The 14469-nt window shown below is 46.8% G+C and carries 15 protein-coding genes and 2 tRNA genes; 10 read left to right on the forward strand and 7 right to left on the reverse strand.

Features of this window, described 5'->3' with window-relative positions; genetic code table 11:
• Positions 1-125: 125 nt before the first annotated feature.
• Entirely contained in the window at positions 126-1721 is a 1596-nt protein-coding gene (locus NM686_RS07350) for a hypothetical protein (RefSeq protein WP_255187224.1), read from the forward strand.
• 276 nt (positions 1722-1997) lie between these two features.
• Positions 1998-2471 (forward strand): RadC family protein, encoded by a 474-nt coding sequence (gene radC / locus NM686_RS07355; protein WP_269022646.1) that lies wholly within the window; start codon positions 1998-2000, stop codon positions 2469-2471.
• Positions 2472-3546: 1075 nt separating this feature from the next.
• On the opposite strand, the gene NM686_RS07360 is transcribed toward radC, so the two are convergent.
• The 4 genes from NM686_RS07360 to NM686_RS07375 all read right to left on the reverse strand — a co-directional run bounded on the left by NM686_RS07360 (position 3547) and on the right by NM686_RS07375 (position 7326).
• Positions 3547-3702 (reverse strand): hypothetical protein, encoded by a 156-nt coding sequence (locus NM686_RS07360; RefSeq protein WP_255187225.1) that lies wholly within the window; start codon positions 3700-3702, stop codon positions 3547-3549.
• A gap of 133 nt (positions 3703-3835) precedes the next feature.
• Positions 3836-4759 carry an S-4TM family putative pore-forming effector gene (locus tag NM686_RS07365; RefSeq protein ID WP_255187226.1) on the reverse strand — a complete coding sequence of 308 codons (924 nt, stop codon included), beginning with the start codon at positions 4757-4759 and terminating at the stop codon, positions 3836-3838.
• An 8-nt stretch (positions 4760-4767) separates the two neighbouring features.
• Positions 4768-5766, reverse strand: coding sequence for a hypothetical protein (locus NM686_RS07370; RefSeq protein ID WP_255187227.1), 999 nt, complete (start codon positions 5764-5766; stop codon positions 4768-4770).
• 573 nt (positions 5767-6339) lie between these two features.
• Complete coding sequence (locus tag NM686_RS07375) at positions 6340-7326, reverse strand: hypothetical protein (RefSeq protein ID WP_255187228.1); 987 nt, start codon at positions 7324-7326, stop codon at positions 6340-6342.
• Between the two features lie 426 nt (positions 7327-7752).
• On the opposite strand from NM686_RS07375, the gene NM686_RS07380 reads away from it, so the two are divergent.
• Genes NM686_RS07380 through NM686_RS07400 form a run of 5 tightly spaced genes read left to right on the forward strand, consistent with a single transcriptional unit; the run spans position 7753 to position 9979 of the window.
• The gene (locus NM686_RS07380; protein WP_255187230.1) at positions 7753-8046 is read left to right on the forward strand and encodes a flagellar transcriptional regulator FlhD; all 294 of its coding nucleotides are present in this window, start codon (positions 7753-7755) and stop codon (positions 8044-8046) included.
• Positions 8027-8620 carry a FlhC family transcriptional regulator gene (locus NM686_RS07385; protein WP_255187231.1) on the forward strand — a complete coding sequence of 198 codons (594 nt, stop codon included), beginning with the start codon at positions 8027-8029 and terminating at the stop codon, positions 8618-8620. Before NM686_RS07380 ends, NM686_RS07385 begins: the two co-directional genes overlap by 20 nt.
• A complete protein-coding gene (locus NM686_RS07390; RefSeq protein ID WP_269022650.1) occupies positions 8560-9264 on the forward strand; it encodes an STAS-like domain-containing protein in 705 nt (234 codons plus the stop codon). The genes NM686_RS07385 and NM686_RS07390 overlap by 61 nt, the downstream gene beginning before the upstream one ends.
• A 10-nt stretch (positions 9265-9274) precedes the next feature.
• Positions 9275-9742 (forward strand): FlhC family transcriptional regulator, encoded by a 468-nt coding sequence (locus NM686_RS07395; RefSeq protein ID WP_255187233.1) that lies wholly within the window; start codon positions 9275-9277, stop codon positions 9740-9742.
• A gap of 12 nt (positions 9743-9754) precedes the next feature.
• Positions 9755-9979, forward strand: a complete 225-nt coding sequence (locus NM686_RS07400; RefSeq protein ID WP_255187234.1) for a helix-turn-helix transcriptional regulator — start codon at positions 9755-9757, stop codon at positions 9977-9979.
• Positions 9980-10141: 162 nt separating this feature from the next.
• Here the strand turns inward: NM686_RS07400 and NM686_RS07405 are convergent.
• From NM686_RS07405 to NM686_RS07415, 3 genes are all read right to left on the reverse strand, one after another.
• Positions 10142-10217, reverse strand: a tRNA-Asn gene (locus NM686_RS07405).
• A gap of 21 nt (positions 10218-10238) precedes the next feature.
• Positions 10239-10315: transfer RNA gene (locus tag NM686_RS07410), tRNA-Arg, on the reverse strand.
• Positions 10316-10819: 504 nt separating this feature from the next.
• Complete coding sequence (locus tag NM686_RS07415; protein ID WP_255187235.1) at positions 10820-11314, reverse strand: peroxiredoxin family protein; 495 nt, start codon at positions 11312-11314, stop codon at positions 10820-10822.
• 101 nt (positions 11315-11415) lie between these two features.
• On the opposite strand from NM686_RS07415, the gene serA reads away from it, so the two are divergent.
• From serA to NM686_RS07430, 3 genes are all read left to right on the forward strand, one after another.
• On the forward strand, positions 11416-12999 hold the full coding sequence (gene serA, locus NM686_RS07420) for a phosphoglycerate dehydrogenase (protein ID WP_255187236.1): 1584 nt from the start codon (positions 11416-11418) through the stop codon (positions 12997-12999).
• Complete coding sequence (locus tag NM686_RS07425) at positions 12996-13637, forward strand: HAD-IB family phosphatase (RefSeq protein ID WP_255187237.1); 642 nt, start codon at positions 12996-12998, stop codon at positions 13635-13637. Before serA ends, NM686_RS07425 begins: the two co-directional genes overlap by 4 nt.
• Before the next feature lie 66 nt (positions 13638-13703).
• Positions 13704-14459, forward strand: coding sequence for a YebC/PmpR family DNA-binding transcriptional regulator (locus tag NM686_RS07430; RefSeq protein WP_255187238.1), 756 nt, complete (start codon positions 13704-13706; stop codon positions 14457-14459).
• Positions 14460-14469 lie beyond the last annotated feature (10 nt).

Consider the following 14469-nt stretch of genomic DNA (forward strand, 5'->3'; position numbering starts at 1 on the left):
TTATACAGGTCTTTAACTTAACCACTGGCCTAGCCAGTACTACCCGCCTCGGGGAGATGATCCGTTCTCCCTGTCGGGGTTGGACTGTGTCGTGTCCTCGGGGCTTTATTATTTGAGGAACTCACATGAACACCACACAATTATCGGTAAACCCGGAAAAATTAATCAAAAACTTGCGCTTCAGCTTTACCCAGTCCACCACGGTACTTGGCGAACTGATGCAAAATGCCCGCCGCGCCGACGCCACGTTCGTCAGCTTCGAGTATTCGCAAGACACTCGAACCTTGAAGGTGTGTGACGATGGCTGCGGCATCGCCTGTTTGAAAACGTTACTGACCGTGGCCGAGTCCGGCTGGGATGTTGACGTCATCGAACGCGAGCATGCTTTTGGGATTGGCTTTTTATCAGCACTATTTTCGTGCGAAGCCATCAGCGTCGACAGCAAGTGTGGTCGATTTTCGGTGGATACGGCTGCGCTTTTGGCCTTCCAACCGATTGTAATCGAACCCGCGGACTGGCAAGGCATCACGAGTTTGACGCTGACCCAGTTCAAACCGGAAGCGGATCAGGTCGAATCCCAGTTGCGTCGGTTGGCGAGGGGATTTCCGATTGAGGTGCGCTTTAATGGTGTCAGCCTGGATCGGCCGCGTGCGATCAATTCAACATTACCGTTCATCGAAACCGAACTGGGTGAGCTGTATGTGTATGGTTTGTCCCAGGACGAAGACTGGTTACGGCAATCGGAGTATTTTCATCTGTATCTGCAAGGCTTGCCGGTCTATCACAGTCATCACGAACGAGATCCCGGCCATGTCATCCACTTGGATTCCAGCCACTTTTTCGCGCGTCTGCCGGACCGGGATAAATTGATCGATGAAGCACAGGTGATTGCTGAGGTTAAACACGTTCTGCAACGGGAAGCCAGGCAACGCCTGGAAGCGATCAAGAACCAGCTATCGGCGGAGGACTTTGTACAGGGCTATGACACCCTGAAAACATACCGCTGCCTGGATTTACTGAATGACGTGCCGTTATTGCCCAAACAGGTATTGGCGATCATTCAAGATTATCCGATCAAGGAAGGTTGCAGCAGCGTCAATTTGACATCGGTTTCGCAACCGGTCAGTCGAAGCGATGTGGAAAATGGCCTTGTCAAAGTTGCCGATTTGGGTGACCTCGATGAAGTCGGTGCGCTACGCTGGATGTTCGCTTGGCACAGGGATTATTGGGTGTTTCGGCCGGGGTTGGATGCCAGGCATTGGCTGTTTTCGTACCTGGTCGATTTGAACGCGCCGGTCATCACCCTAGACATCGTCAACGAAACGCACCGCGCGTTTTTTGAAGGGCAATGGGTGAGTGGTCAGGCGGTATTTTGTGAAAAATACCGGTTAACCCTGAATGGCGAGTCTGTCGATATCGATCACGATGCCGTGTATGACGAGGATCAGGACTGCTTCATCGTACCCAGTCGGGAGTCATCCGGGTTGGTAGTTTGCCAGGCATCGTCCTACTACGACGAATGGGATACGTTCATGGAATCCGCCAAGGAAGCCGATGAATGGGATTTTGATAACTTCGTGGTGGCCAATACGGCGGATAAACCGGCGGACGCATTGCAACGACTGCTGCCGACATTTGGCAGTTGTCCGGCGCTGTTTTCCAGGACCTTTCAAATCGTGCTCGGCAATGATGGCGATGTCGTCACCGTTGCGGAAATGTAGTCGAAACTCTATCTCGGGGCGATGGCCGCGTCTGAGTTAGCGCGTGGCTTTTGGCTGGTTTTCTGGCGAACGACCACTTAACAAGCACGCATTCCAAAACACCTGACGCAGTCATGGCGTCAGCTTAAGCCTCTTTAGCGAAATGTGTTCTGCCGACGGTCAACGTCGGTAGACATCGCAGACGAGGCTTTGCATATTTTTGACAACCCTTCCGGAGAAAGTCCATCCCGGAAGGGGACGGCTTTCTCCAAATTTTAATATTCCGGGAGAAAGCCCATGTTATACATTCGAGGAACCAATAATCGTTACCGTATGGCCGATGAACAGGATGTCATCTTCGAGGCCATTCAGATCTACAACCGCAACTTCAGTCGAGGCGAAGCCTTGACCAGTCCGGACAAGGCGAAGGACTGTATCAAATTGAAATTGGCGCCGTATGAGCACGAAGTATTTGTGTGTCTGTTTCTGGACAATCAACACCGGGTCATCGCTTGCGATGAATTATTCCGGGGTACGATTGATGGTGCAAGCGTGTATCCGCGCGAAGTGGTCAAAGCCTCGCTGCACTATAATGCGGCGGCGCTAATTATTGCGCATAACCACCCGTCCGGCATTAGTGACCCCAGTCAGGCCGATCGCGTGATTACAGCAAAACTTAAAGAAGCCTTGGCCTTGATTGACGTTCGCGTACTTGATCACTTCATCGTCGGCGAAACCGTGTATTCCTTTGCGGAGCATGGCTTGTTGTGAAAAGGTATTAGCGCCGAAACTATTCCTCGGTATCCAAGGCAAGCATATGTATCAACGAAGTTGAGCAATGGATTCGCCATTGGTAACCATGAGGCGGCATTGATGCGACTTCGTATAATGAAATAAAACCCACGTCTCTCCAGAATTAGTAGCTAAGCATGCTCTGGTTTCTGGGGAGGCTAACTCTTGGCGAGTCAGGATACGGCCGATTGTGTTGGAAAAGTGCCTTTCTTGGAAAACTGGGTTAAACCATAAAATCCATTTCCAATAAAAACAACACCTTACAAGTCATCAAGGCCATCAGACTAGCCAAAATTCGTGAAAAACCGACTTTTTCAACACTATCGGCCATTATGTGAAGTTTCCTTTTATGTATAGCGTTGTTGCCGCAAACTAGGTGCGGCCTAGCTTTGAGGCATCTATTTCGCTCATGAGCTTTGCATAATTTCCATGTTTTGAAACAAGCTTTCAAGCACGCCAAAAGGGAACAGTATCAGCGTTTATTTCAGCCGATGTCATCAGGCCTATCGAATTCTTAGTATTTATCGACATGACGGATAAATTCTGCACGATTGTTTGACTGTTGGAAACTATTTTAAGCAAGAAAAGCCATCTGTTGTGCTGAGGATTGTTTTCAGAATTGAATAGCAGAAAATCCGCCTCTGAACTTTGCAAAAATTATGATCAGCTTTTTATCTGGCTGCCTTGTTCGACCCGGTTAATTCCTGATGTCGACTAGTCGAAAACAAAATACTGTGCATAAAAGGAAACTTCACATAATGGCCGTTATGCAAAGCTTTGCATAACGGCCAATTGCAGTCGGTCGAGGGTTCTTTTGAATGGCCGGTTAATGACATAAATGCTCGCTTAACGTTTACCACAGCCGGCGTCAAAAACAGAGCGAGGCGGTGCATTTTCTCGTCCGCATTGATGGCATTAGTTGGCATCGGCATATGCTTAGTTACTTTTGGCAGTTTGTTGTCACTATTGGCGTATCAATGTCTCTCGATCGTTCTTCTGCCCCCATAATCGACGACGACAAATTAATAAAAGGAACAGCTTTTTTCTAGTGCCCTTAGGCAGATTGGTTGCCAACCGCCCCGTGCATCGCCAAAGATGCCGCCGCAACAATTACCGATTTCAAGAATTTCTTCTTGTTGGTTTTCATGCGGTTTTGGTCAAGTCTTTTTTGGGTGTCTTTGCGAGGTATTTGTTTCGTTACTTTCTTCATAGCTATCTCCTTTGTACTAAATTTAGATGAAAATTGACTTTGGATATTTGCTCGGAAATTGGCGGCAACATCTACCGACGACACAACAGGGTGCTGAATCGAACAGCTATATCTACCCATCTGCCTAAGGGCATTAACTTCTATTATATTTTTCGATCATTTGATTAACATTATAGTACATTGCATCTTCATACTTATTTTTTAATTTATCATAAATTTCATCAAAAAATAGCTGATTGTCTTTTCTGTTTTTGTAAATTTCATCTTGAATTCTCCTAGCAAAAACATTATTTTCGATTGAGTCTTTATTTTCAATCAATTCCTGCCAGTATGAGTCCATATCCTGTTTAAGTTTTTCAAGATTTTCAATTGAATCCTTGTTTTCTCTGTATTGTTCTATGCAAAAAGTAAGAATTGGCAATAACGGGGTCGCAACATTGAGCACAAAATTACTAAATGTAATATCTGACAAAAAGCCAAATACAGCTATGACAAGACCAAAAATAACGGAAAATTTAAAAATGTATTTTATGTACTCATTTCTTAAGCCAACATTCCACACAAGATTAGACCTTTGACAAAGAAATCTTGCAACATAAAAGGGAACATTTGCCACAGATTTGGCATACCAATCCTTCAACTCTGAATAATTCCTTTTCTCTTTAAACCTTTCGGAAAAAAGTTTTATAACTTCGTTGTCAGGAGGATTCCCAACATTTACATCATTCCAATCAAAAGATAAAACATTTGTATCAAATTTTTCTTGTATTTTTGCTGCTAACTCTTTTTTGCTTTTTATTACCGGAACAAATATCAATGTGTTCGTAAGGGTTACAACAATACTAAAAAAGGCCAGATGAGCAGACATATCATATTTAAACCACAATAAATCGCTGTTTGTTAGATAAGCGACTATGGAGAATACGGCTATAAAAATTACATTAAAAAACACCTGCCATTTCATATAAAACTTAGCATTGCTGTATAAGTAACGCATTGCCGCCAGACAATCTAAGTTTTCCGCTCTATTCTGCTTAAGTATTATTTCATTATCCATAAATTTTTTTATCCGTAAGTTGGGAACTCAGGGCCGAAAATTTCTCTCCATTTATTTATCGATTCTTTGTGTTTATTTTCATCTTCAAGTCTTCTCGCTTCATAAGACCTTTGGTAGTCTAAATTTGCCCTATTTTGTATTTTTATCCTATCTTCATAGCTTAATGTATTTATATTCCCTTGTATGCCTTTTGGGTCATTAACAGAATAATGAATATTATTACTTATATAAAGAAACACTTCAGGCAGGTTCACATCAACATATTGACTTGCGTCTGTTTTGTATTCGTAATGGTTCAATATCATGTTTTCAATAAGATAAGATGACATAGAAGGCATTGTTGGCCTTTTATTCCAATACTTCATAATCCTTATAACATTAAGAACATTTCCATTGTTTTTTTGATTAATATCTGATGTTCTTTTTCTATCTATTCTTGGATCTGTTTTTTTCCAGTTACCACTACCATCAGGGATCAAGTAATATGATTTTCCTAAAATATTTTCAGTTGTAAAAAAGCAAGGAACAATATCATAATTCCAGTCATAACTTGTTAAGTTTAAAACGGCGGCTTCTTGCCTTCTATTTATTTCGGCTTTTTTGTACATTGGAACATTGCTCAATCCACTTACAAACTTATTTACTACTTTTACTGAATTGAGTGTATCTGTTGACAGATTACACAATGCCTTTAGGTTCTTAGCATCAGGATTTACCGTGATTTCTATTCTATCTGAGTATTCATAATAAGTTGATCCTTTTGCATTCAAGCAAATCATCATATCAATATCATCAAGAGGCCTTTTTTTTGTTTTCCTTTCGAAAGAGCCAAAGTTTATATCCTTGTCAGAATACAAGTCTGGAAATGAGGAATCTTTTGACGGAAGTTTATGTATTTCATCTATAAGGCTATTCCTACTACTCCGTGCTGTTGAAACTTTATTGCTATCTAGATTTACTTTGTCTTTCAAAAACTCATTAAATGCTGCTGTTACAGTAGTTGCCATGTTTCCCTTGCTTAGTTAGTCGATAAAAGTTAGCGTCTTCTGTCCCTATTACTTTCTTCGTATCCATTTTTTATGACAATGTTGAACATCAAGGCAAATCTATCCCTTTTTTATTTTTGATTGCCGCAAACCCGAAATATGGAGTCTGAGGACTAGTATTCAAGAGGGCTTTGTTGCATAAAAACTCAATAAAAACCAAACACCCCCTAAGGAACCTCTGATTAATGCAGTTTTTCAAGAAAAATCGATGCGCAACCTATTGATTTAATTGATGCTGAAGTTTGGGATAACGAATTAATCAGAGGTTCCCTAACCCTAAATCTGTTAAACGTATTTAGTGCCGTAGACTGGATAGCGCAACGCGAAACCCAGAAAATACCTTGAAATAAAGTGGGCGTTGTATTCAATAAATGATTTCTGGATGACAAAACATATGAGCTTCTAAGCTGGGTTTTATAATCATTAAACCCCAACCTACTTCCACAAACGAACATTTAGCTTATTATCCATAAGCGGTCAATTGGATGTTCAACCAACTGTCGCCTTTGGGTCGTTGTTGCACTTTCATAAAACTTAACGATCAACCAGCAGCCGCCCACAACGCGTGATTCTATCGAAACTAAACACATGCTCTCGAGGACTTTCATAGCATCGACCTACCAACCTTCGCCGATAATCTGGTTCGCCTTTTTCAAGATAAACGGTGGCGCCACAAATTGGGCATGCCGCTGAATACCGAACTAACCGCACCACTCGTAAATCGCCATCCCTGAGTAATTCGAACTGTGCAGATTGTTCATAAAAATTTGTGAATAATTCATGGGCTACGACGATTCGATCGTCCAACAATAATATCCATGGCTTGATGATAGTGACCCAGGCACCATAAGGAATCACAAAAATACTTACAAGCAATGTCAGATCGCGCGTCGTAACGGGCCTTGGTTCGGATAAGGATAGCCATCCGGCATAGGCAATTAACACTGCAAGTCCGCCGATTGTCGCTAGCCAGCCCAGTAGGCACCAGACATGCCATTGGCGCAATTTGATTTGTCCATCTCTAAATAACCAACTCGCGATCCAACTCGGTTTAACCTCACCCAATTCAGTCATTTGGTAATTGGCTTTCAGTTCAGCTGTGTTGCGTATGGCCACTTGAGGCTCATCAATGGCTTGTTCATCCTCGATGATCTCTGGTACCCGCTCGGCTTTGATATAAAACGTGGTGAGTTTTCCCGGACCGCCCTTTGTACTTTTTCGTTCCGGTTTCGGGTAATCAGGTAGGCCGTGTTTACGAGCAAACTCTATAATTTGCCCCTCGCGAGTTTCGCAATATTTTTTCAAGAACCCCGGCCAATCGATCCACTTTTTCGGATCCGCACTTCCTATCGAGTCTCCAACGGCAGCGACGATTTCTTCGGCTGTGAACCGTCGCTTCGACTCATCGAAATCCGCTTTCTTTAACGATTCCTGAGCTAACGCGCGCAATATGCGGTGACCTTTTTCATCGCTTGTTTCGCTGTCCAACCAATCAATCAGGCATTGGATTACCTCACGCATAAACCACCCCAAACCAGGTAATCGGTCGTTGCAGTCTGGTTTGCGCTTTGTCGATTCATAACAATGTCCTCCATAACAATTCAAGGTTTGGGTAATACCGAAATGATTTTTAACTATGTGAATTTAGTTGGCGCACCAGAAAAAGCTTGTTCTGCAACAGCAAGTAACGCTGGAAGCAGAAGCGAGAGCAGAGAAATATCGAAATCATGCAATGGATTCATGTACGCGTTTCGCGTTTCCGCATTCATCCAGCGGTCAAAGTCCAAGAGAAGAACGTTACGACCATTAATCAATAGCAGCTCCAATGCAGAGCTATCAAGGCTTCCAGAGGTTTGTGACCCAAAACAGGTCACCTTGCGAACGGGACTTTTCTGCTTTGACCTCCTAGCATACCGACAACAGCCATTAATCAACTATGAGGCGTCTATGTCAACACTGGATGAAGATCTTAGCCGTTTGAATTTCGAATATCTCATGCTAGCCAGGGAATGTGCTCGCAGCAACCCAGCAGAAACAGCATGGCGATTTGGCTTGGACAAAAACCATATAGAAAAACTTGCAGACATGACGCTGGAGCAACTTCGGGATCAAGCTGAAAGTAGCAGAGCGGTTATTCGGCTATTGCCGATCTTCGTTCCAAGTGGCGTTTCCATGGGCACCTACGTGGATTTACTTCAACCCTTGGTTTCGGAACGGACCGATGAAAACAGTGCCATTTAAAAGAGCCTCAAATTTTGCCAACCACTGGGTTTTAGCTGAGCAATTGATCCAGCTTGGCGCTCGTCCACCTATCGTCAGTCAACTTTGTCGATTGTCACGGCAACAAAGTATCGACTTGTACAAATCAGTAAAAGGATGCTCACCCAAACAAGGCATGCTACCTCATGATCACCAATGGGTCATTCAGTCCGCGGGCCGCAATATTCACGCGTCGATATTTTTGGGCATTCTCGATGATATTCGGCGGCGATTATCTATTCAACATGCTACAGCTCAGGTATTAGTTGATGCCTTTAGCCTTTATAAAAACATCGCATCACAAATATTCATCGGGCCTAAAGCAATACCCCCTGTAACAAGACAGTTCACGTTAGACATCAATAGGGCGTGGTCTTTAAGCAGCATGCTCTTAGCCGGTGATTTGATCTTCACTGTTTGCGCACGTTGCAAAGCACGTTTTCTCAGCGTGATTCACCCGAATGCAACCTTTAGCCGATGCCCAATCTGCGATGTTTGGACCGATCGCTCGGGACGACGACGCTGGGCCTCTGCAAAATCCAAAAAACCAAATTAATTACATCACTCAGCCTGGAGATCATCCATCCGCTACTAAGGAGAAGTCGCATGCATATTGCTGTCATTACAGCCACTGATTCCCAAATACCGCAGCCCTTACATGGCAAAAACCTAGCTAGGCTCGCACGCGAGTGCTTTGCCAATCAGCAAATATTGACCATTGATTTTAAGGACGTCAGCACCATTACCCAAGGATTTTTTCAGGAATTATTTTTTCCTTTGATTGCTGAGTTTGGCGCCGATTATTTGAAATCGAAACTTATAGTCATTAACTTGAGTGACGCCAATGAAATTCGGCTGCAATCTGCATTCAAAAGCTTGGACGACTATTTCGACAAACTGACAGCGATCAATCACCAAGGGTGCGACGAAGAGATATACACCATGAATCAAACTTGGTTGATCAAGGCCAGAGAGATCGCGCGGGAAAATCCAGTATTGACGGAATTAGTGCTGGGAATTACGGATGACACCATGCGAACAGCACTCGGTCATTTGTCCTTGGAAGACATTCAGTTCATCGCTCGCTCCAATTGGCTTTGCTTCACTCCACGGTTTTCCAGTCAGTTCCTGATGAACATCAATAAAGAACAGCCGCCGATAGTGGAAGCCATGCTCGGTTTAACCGGCTCGATCTGCTGAGGGGGGGGCAATGCTGAAAAAGTATCAACAGCAAACACTCGCCATTGAATTGCTCAAACGCCATGCCAGGGTAAAAATCGTGCATCAAGTGACTGGCATTCCCATCAAGCCGTTAAGACAGACTTATCGACAATTGCATGGTCGTTCGCCCAGTCCAGGCTCAATCAAGTTTTCAACACTCGGGTTGACTGGAAGTCGGCGGAAATACAAGGACGTTACGCTGTTTGCGGTGTGCTATCGGGTGGCAGCGAGTAAGTCGGCCGATGATCAAATCCAAGCAGTGATAACCGCCTTTGATGCCTATAAGCATTCCTACCCATTCGGAAACCTTGATTTTTCAGCGGCATGGGTTATCTCTGAAGACCTCAAGGATAAAAAAGTGCAGGTTTCAACATGCCCGCATTGTCGTGCCTGGGTGCTGTTGAACGCAAGAGAAGACCAGGTGGAACGCTGCGGCGTTTGCAACAACTCATTGTAATCAGGTTATCCAGTGAACATTGAATCCGAGCAAAATACAACGGCAAAAGAAAAGGAATTTCTGAAAATTAACGACATGGTTGAAAAATTGGGCGTGACTCGGACTCAGTTTTGGCGAATGAGGAAGGCAGGCGAGGTTCCTCCACCGGTAATTCGAAATCCACAAATGTGGCTTGCAAGCCAGATCAAAGAATTTTATGAAAGGAGGGTAAAAAAAGAAGATGTCGGAACACTTTGATGACTTACAACTGCATTCAAACCTTATTTTTCGTTTGGTGCCTTATCTTTTTCGATCAAGTACGAAATTTTTTTCGGATTTGAGTGAAAAACAAAGTGACCATAAAAGTGACCACGCAATAAAAAAGGGCTTAGACATTTCTGCCTAAGCCCTTGATTTATTTGGCTCCCCCGGACGGGCTCGAACCGCCGACCTAGTGATTAACAGTCACCCGCTCTACCGACTGAGCTACAGGGGATTAATTCGGTAAGATTATCAATGGCGCGCCCGGAGAGATTCGAACTCCCGACCGCACGGTTCGTAGCCGTGTACTCTATCCAGCTGAGCTACGGGCGCCTAATTGATTTGAGCATTCTAAATGCTATTTACTTCCTTGTCAACTAATTTTTTCCTAACTGTTGGTGGCAGCAAGAGAGGGATTCAAGCCCTGGATGCGCTTTTGGCGCATTTTTTCTTGGAAGTGGCTGTCTTCGGTCACTCGTAAAAAACTGAAATCAATCAGTATTTACTTTCCTTGAATCGGTCGTCTCTATTGCTATGGACCTCAGTCAATAGCACCAACGAGGCCATATTGTGTTACACATTGGCTTTGCAAGCAAATATTTTTTACACGCTCATTTGTTACGAAGAGCCTTGTGGAGCATGAATTCAACGCTGATTAATAATGGGCGAGCAATATACCTCAGGCTTCGGCGGTCGTCGTGAAGTTCCCTCGCACGTGGGTCGGGGCTAATCAAGTTGTTTTTCCTTCGCCTTTGCCGGTGGGCAGCGATTGAACGCAAACCAGGGGTGATCGATTCGAAACTTGTTTCAACTTGCGAGCAAGTTTTTTGGTTGGCGTCAAGACAAGGATTCGAGGCGTCGTTTCATGTCTGCCAGGTTAAACACTCCGACTTTTTCCATGATGATGTTGCCGGCTTTGTCGATCAGAAACGTGGTCGGCGTCAGTTGCACGTTGCCGAAGGCTTGCGCCAATTCGCCGCTGGGGTCCAGGGCTATGGCGTAAGGCAGTTTTTTGGATTCGGCCATTTCCCGCACATGATTGGGCGGGTCGTAATGCATCGCAACCGCGATGATGTTAAGGCCTTGTTGGCTATATTGCTGATATAGGCTTACCAGCTGCGGAATTTCTTCGATGCAGCCGGGGCAATCGGTGGCCCAAAAGGTTACGATGACCGGTTTACCTTTTAAGGTCGGCAGAGACAGATTTTCGCCTTTGATGGTGGTAAAGCTCACGGCTGGCGCGACGCGTACCGTTTGGGTTTGCCAATACCAAACGGCCGCGGCTAACAGGCCGATAAACAGGAAAATGCCGGTTGCTTGTTTGATGTTCATGGGATAGTCGTACGATGGCAGATTGTTGCTGATCTGGATTACGGCGGAAATGGTAAAACTGTTAAGATGGGCATCTTATCCAATTATCCCAAGTCATGACGATGAAAAAGATACTGATCTCCGACAAGCTGGCAGACGACGGCATCAATTTTCTGAATGAGCAGGAAGGCATTCAAATACATATCCAGACCGGACTGGCCGAAGAGGCTCTGTGTGAAATCATTCCCGAGTACGACGCGCTACTGATTCGTAGCGACACTCAGGTAAGCACCAAGGTCTTGCAAGCTGCGAAGAAGTTGAAAGTAGTCGGCCGGGCCGGCATCGGGGTCGACAATGTCGATCTGGCGGCGGCGATGGAGCAGGGCGTCATCGTGATGAACACCCCCGATGCCAATGCCACTACGACCGCGGAATTGGCGATCGCGCATATGTTTTCGTTGAGCCGGAATCTGCCGCTGGCGAATCAGTCCGTGCGCGAAGGCAAATGGGAACGTGCCAAATTGATGGGTGCCGAAATCGCACATAAGACGCTGGCGATCCTGGGCTTCGGCACTATCGGTCGCATCGTGGCCCAGCGCGGCGTCGGCCTGGGCATGCGCGTGATTGCGCATGATCCTTTCGTGGCACCGGAAATCTTTGAAAAATACGGCGCCGAAATGGTCGATCTGGACACCTTGGTCAAGCAGGCCGATTATCTGACGCTGCATTGCCCGTTGCTGGAAAAAACCCGCAATATCATTGGTGCCGAACAATTGGCGATGATGAAAAAATCCGCGCGGTTGATCAACTGCGCGCGTGGCGGCTTGGTCGATGAGGCGGCGTTGTATCAAGCCCTGAAGGACGGCCGCATCGCCGGTGCGGCGCTGGACGTATATGCGCAGGAGCCTCCCAAGGATTCGCCTTTATTGGCTTTGGATAATGTCGTGTTTACCCCGCATCTGGGGGCTTCCACGAAAGAGGCTCAGGTCGCGGTCAGCGTGGAAATCGCCCGCCAGGTGGTCAAATACCTGCAAACCGGCGAAGCCGTCAATGCGTTGAATTTGCCGCGCTTGTCCGCGGAAGAATTGAAACAGGCGCAACCCTTCATGAATCTGGCACATATCTTGGGCAAGGTCATGTTCGGTTTGCTCGATCAACCTATCCAAAGGCTGGAAGTTGCGGCTTACGGAAAAGCGGCGCTGGGCAATATTCGACCCATTTCCAGCGAGGCTCTGGTCGGCTTGCTGGCCGGGCAGTTTTCGACGCCGGTGAATCGGGTCAATGTCGAGAATATCGCCAAGCGTCAAGGCATTGCCTTGGTCGAATCGCAAACCGAAGAGGCGGAAGGTTATCAATCCTTGATCGAAATTACCGGGCATTGTATCGATCAGACCATTTCGCTGACCGGAACCTTGTTGGGAGATCATCATCCCCGCTTGGTCAGCATCAATCATTTCGAAATCGAAGTGGTGCCCGAAGGAACCTTGCTGATTACACGGCATGAGGACAAGCCGGGTGTGATCGCGGCAATCAGTTCCAAGTTGGGGCAGGCCAATATCAACATCACGCGCATGCAGGTCAGCATCGCGGACGAAAATCAATTGGCGATGATGGTGATCAGCGTGTCCGATCCTTTGAGTGATGAGGTTTTGAAGGCGGTTTGTGACGTGCCGGCCGTTCAGACGGCGAGGCAGATCGTGCTATGAGTTTCGAGGTCGTTTGTTTCGATTGCGACAGCACCTTGAGTCGCGTCGAAGGTATCGATGAACTGGCCCGACGTGGCGGTTTGTTCGAAGAGGTTGCGGCCTTGACCAATGCGGCGATGAACGGCGAGCTGGCGCTGGAAGCGGTTTACGGTCATCGCCTGGATTTGATCAAGCCCGACAAGGCCGCGATCGATTGGCTGGCCGATCTGTACATCGCTGAAATGGTCGAAGGCGTTGCCGAAACCGTCAAGACGCTGCTGGATAACGGCAAACAGATTCACATCATCAGCGGCGGTTTGCGACAGGCGATTTTGCCGCTGGCGGCGTTGCTGGGCATTGCCGAAGATCATGTGCATGCGGTGGATGTGCTGTTCGATGATGCAGGGCATTATGTCGATTTTGCCCGGCAGTCGCCATTGGCGGTCAGTGGTGGCAAGGCCCGGGTCTGCCGCCGCCTCAGAATGCATCATGCTTCTTTGGTGATGATAGGTGATGGCAAGACCGATCTCGAAGCCAAGCAGGCAGGGGCTTATATGATCGGTTTTGGCGGCGTGGTCGCGCGCGCCCTGGTGCAGGAACAGGCCGATGTATTCGTGGCCGATAGCTCGTTGACGGCCATTTTGCCGCATGTGTTGTAACCGGGGTCGATAAGTCGCCATGACGATGATAAAATGCCATGTTTTTTAACGCGTTAGAGAGAGAAAATGGCAGGGCATAGTAAGTGGGCCAATATCAAGCACCGTAAAGGCGCGCAGGACGCCAAACGCGGCAAGATATTCACCAAACTGATTCGCGAGATTACCGTGGCGGCAAAAGGCTCGGGCGGCGGTGACCCGGCGAACAATCCCAGTTTGCGTTCGGCGATCGACAAGGCGCTGGGCGCCAACATGAAGCGCGATACCATCGACAATACCATCAAGAAAGCCACCGGCGCGATTGATGGCGTGGTTTATGAAGAAGTGCGCTACGAAGGTTATGGACCCGGCGGCACGGCGGTGATGGTCAATTGCTTGACCGACAATCGCAACCGTACCGTGGCCGATGTGCGTCACGCCTTCTCCAAGCACGGCGGCAATCTGGGTACCGACGGTTCGGTGGCCTATCTGTTTCGCAAAGTCGGCATCATCAGCTTTTCCAATGAGGCCGATGAAGATGTGGTGATGGAAGCGGCGATGGAAGCCGGTGCCGAGGACGTCGTCACCAATGACGACGGTTCGATCGATGTGTTCACGAGTCCGGAAGATTACCTGAACGTCAAGGAAGCCATGGTTGCCGCGGGCTTGCAGCCCGAAAACGCCGAAGTGACGATGCATGCCGACGTCAAGACCGAGCTCGATGCCGAGGCGGCGGAAAAGATGCTGAAACTGATCGATAGATTGGAAGATCTGGACGACGTGCAGGATGTCTATACCAACGCCGACATCAGCGACGACATCATGGATGCCGTTGGCGCCGGCTAAACCGTTTAAT

This window comes from Methylomonas rapida, from assembly GCF_024360925.2.
GTDB classification, from domain to species: Bacteria; Pseudomonadota; Gammaproteobacteria; order Methylococcales; family Methylomonadaceae; genus Methylomonas; species Methylomonas rapida.

What these genes read in the sequence shown, in the direction of transcription:
- NM686_RS07350 (WP_255187224.1), top strand. Translation starts at nt 126, where the DNA reads ATGAACACCACACAATTATCGGTAAACCCGGAAAAATTAATCAAAAAC.
- radC (WP_269022646.1), top strand. Translation starts at nt 1,998, where the DNA reads ATGTTATACATTCGAGGAACCAATAATCGTTACCGTATGGCCGATGAA.
- NM686_RS07360 (WP_255187225.1), bottom strand. Translation starts at nt 3,702, where the DNA reads ATGAAGAAAGTAACGAAACAAATACCTCGCAAAGACACCCAAAAAAGA.
- NM686_RS07365 (WP_255187226.1), bottom strand. Translation starts at nt 4,759, where the DNA reads ATGGATAATGAAATAATACTTAAGCAGAATAGAGCGGAAAACTTAGAT.
- NM686_RS07370 (WP_255187227.1), bottom strand. Translation starts at nt 5,766, where the DNA reads ATGGCAACTACTGTAACAGCAGCATTTAATGAGTTTTTGAAAGACAAA.
- NM686_RS07375 (WP_255187228.1), bottom strand. Translation starts at nt 7,326, where the DNA reads ATGCGTGAGGTAATCCAATGCCTGATTGATTGGTTGGACAGCGAAACA.
- NM686_RS07380 (WP_255187230.1), top strand. Translation starts at nt 7,753, where the DNA reads ATGTCAACACTGGATGAAGATCTTAGCCGTTTGAATTTCGAATATCTC.
- NM686_RS07385 (WP_255187231.1), top strand. Translation starts at nt 8,027, where the DNA reads ATGAAAACAGTGCCATTTAAAAGAGCCTCAAATTTTGCCAACCACTGG.
- NM686_RS07395 (WP_255187233.1), top strand. Translation starts at nt 9,275, where the DNA reads ATGCTGAAAAAGTATCAACAGCAAACACTCGCCATTGAATTGCTCAAA.
- NM686_RS07415 (WP_255187235.1), bottom strand. Translation starts at nt 11,314, where the DNA reads ATGAACATCAAACAAGCAACCGGCATTTTCCTGTTTATCGGCCTGTTA.
- serA (WP_255187236.1), top strand. Translation starts at nt 11,416, where the DNA reads ATGAAAAAGATACTGATCTCCGACAAGCTGGCAGACGACGGCATCAAT.
- NM686_RS07425 (WP_255187237.1), top strand. Translation starts at nt 12,996, where the DNA reads ATGAGTTTCGAGGTCGTTTGTTTCGATTGCGACAGCACCTTGAGTCGC.
- NM686_RS07430 (WP_255187238.1), top strand. Translation starts at nt 13,704, where the DNA reads ATGGCAGGGCATAGTAAGTGGGCCAATATCAAGCACCGTAAAGGCGCG.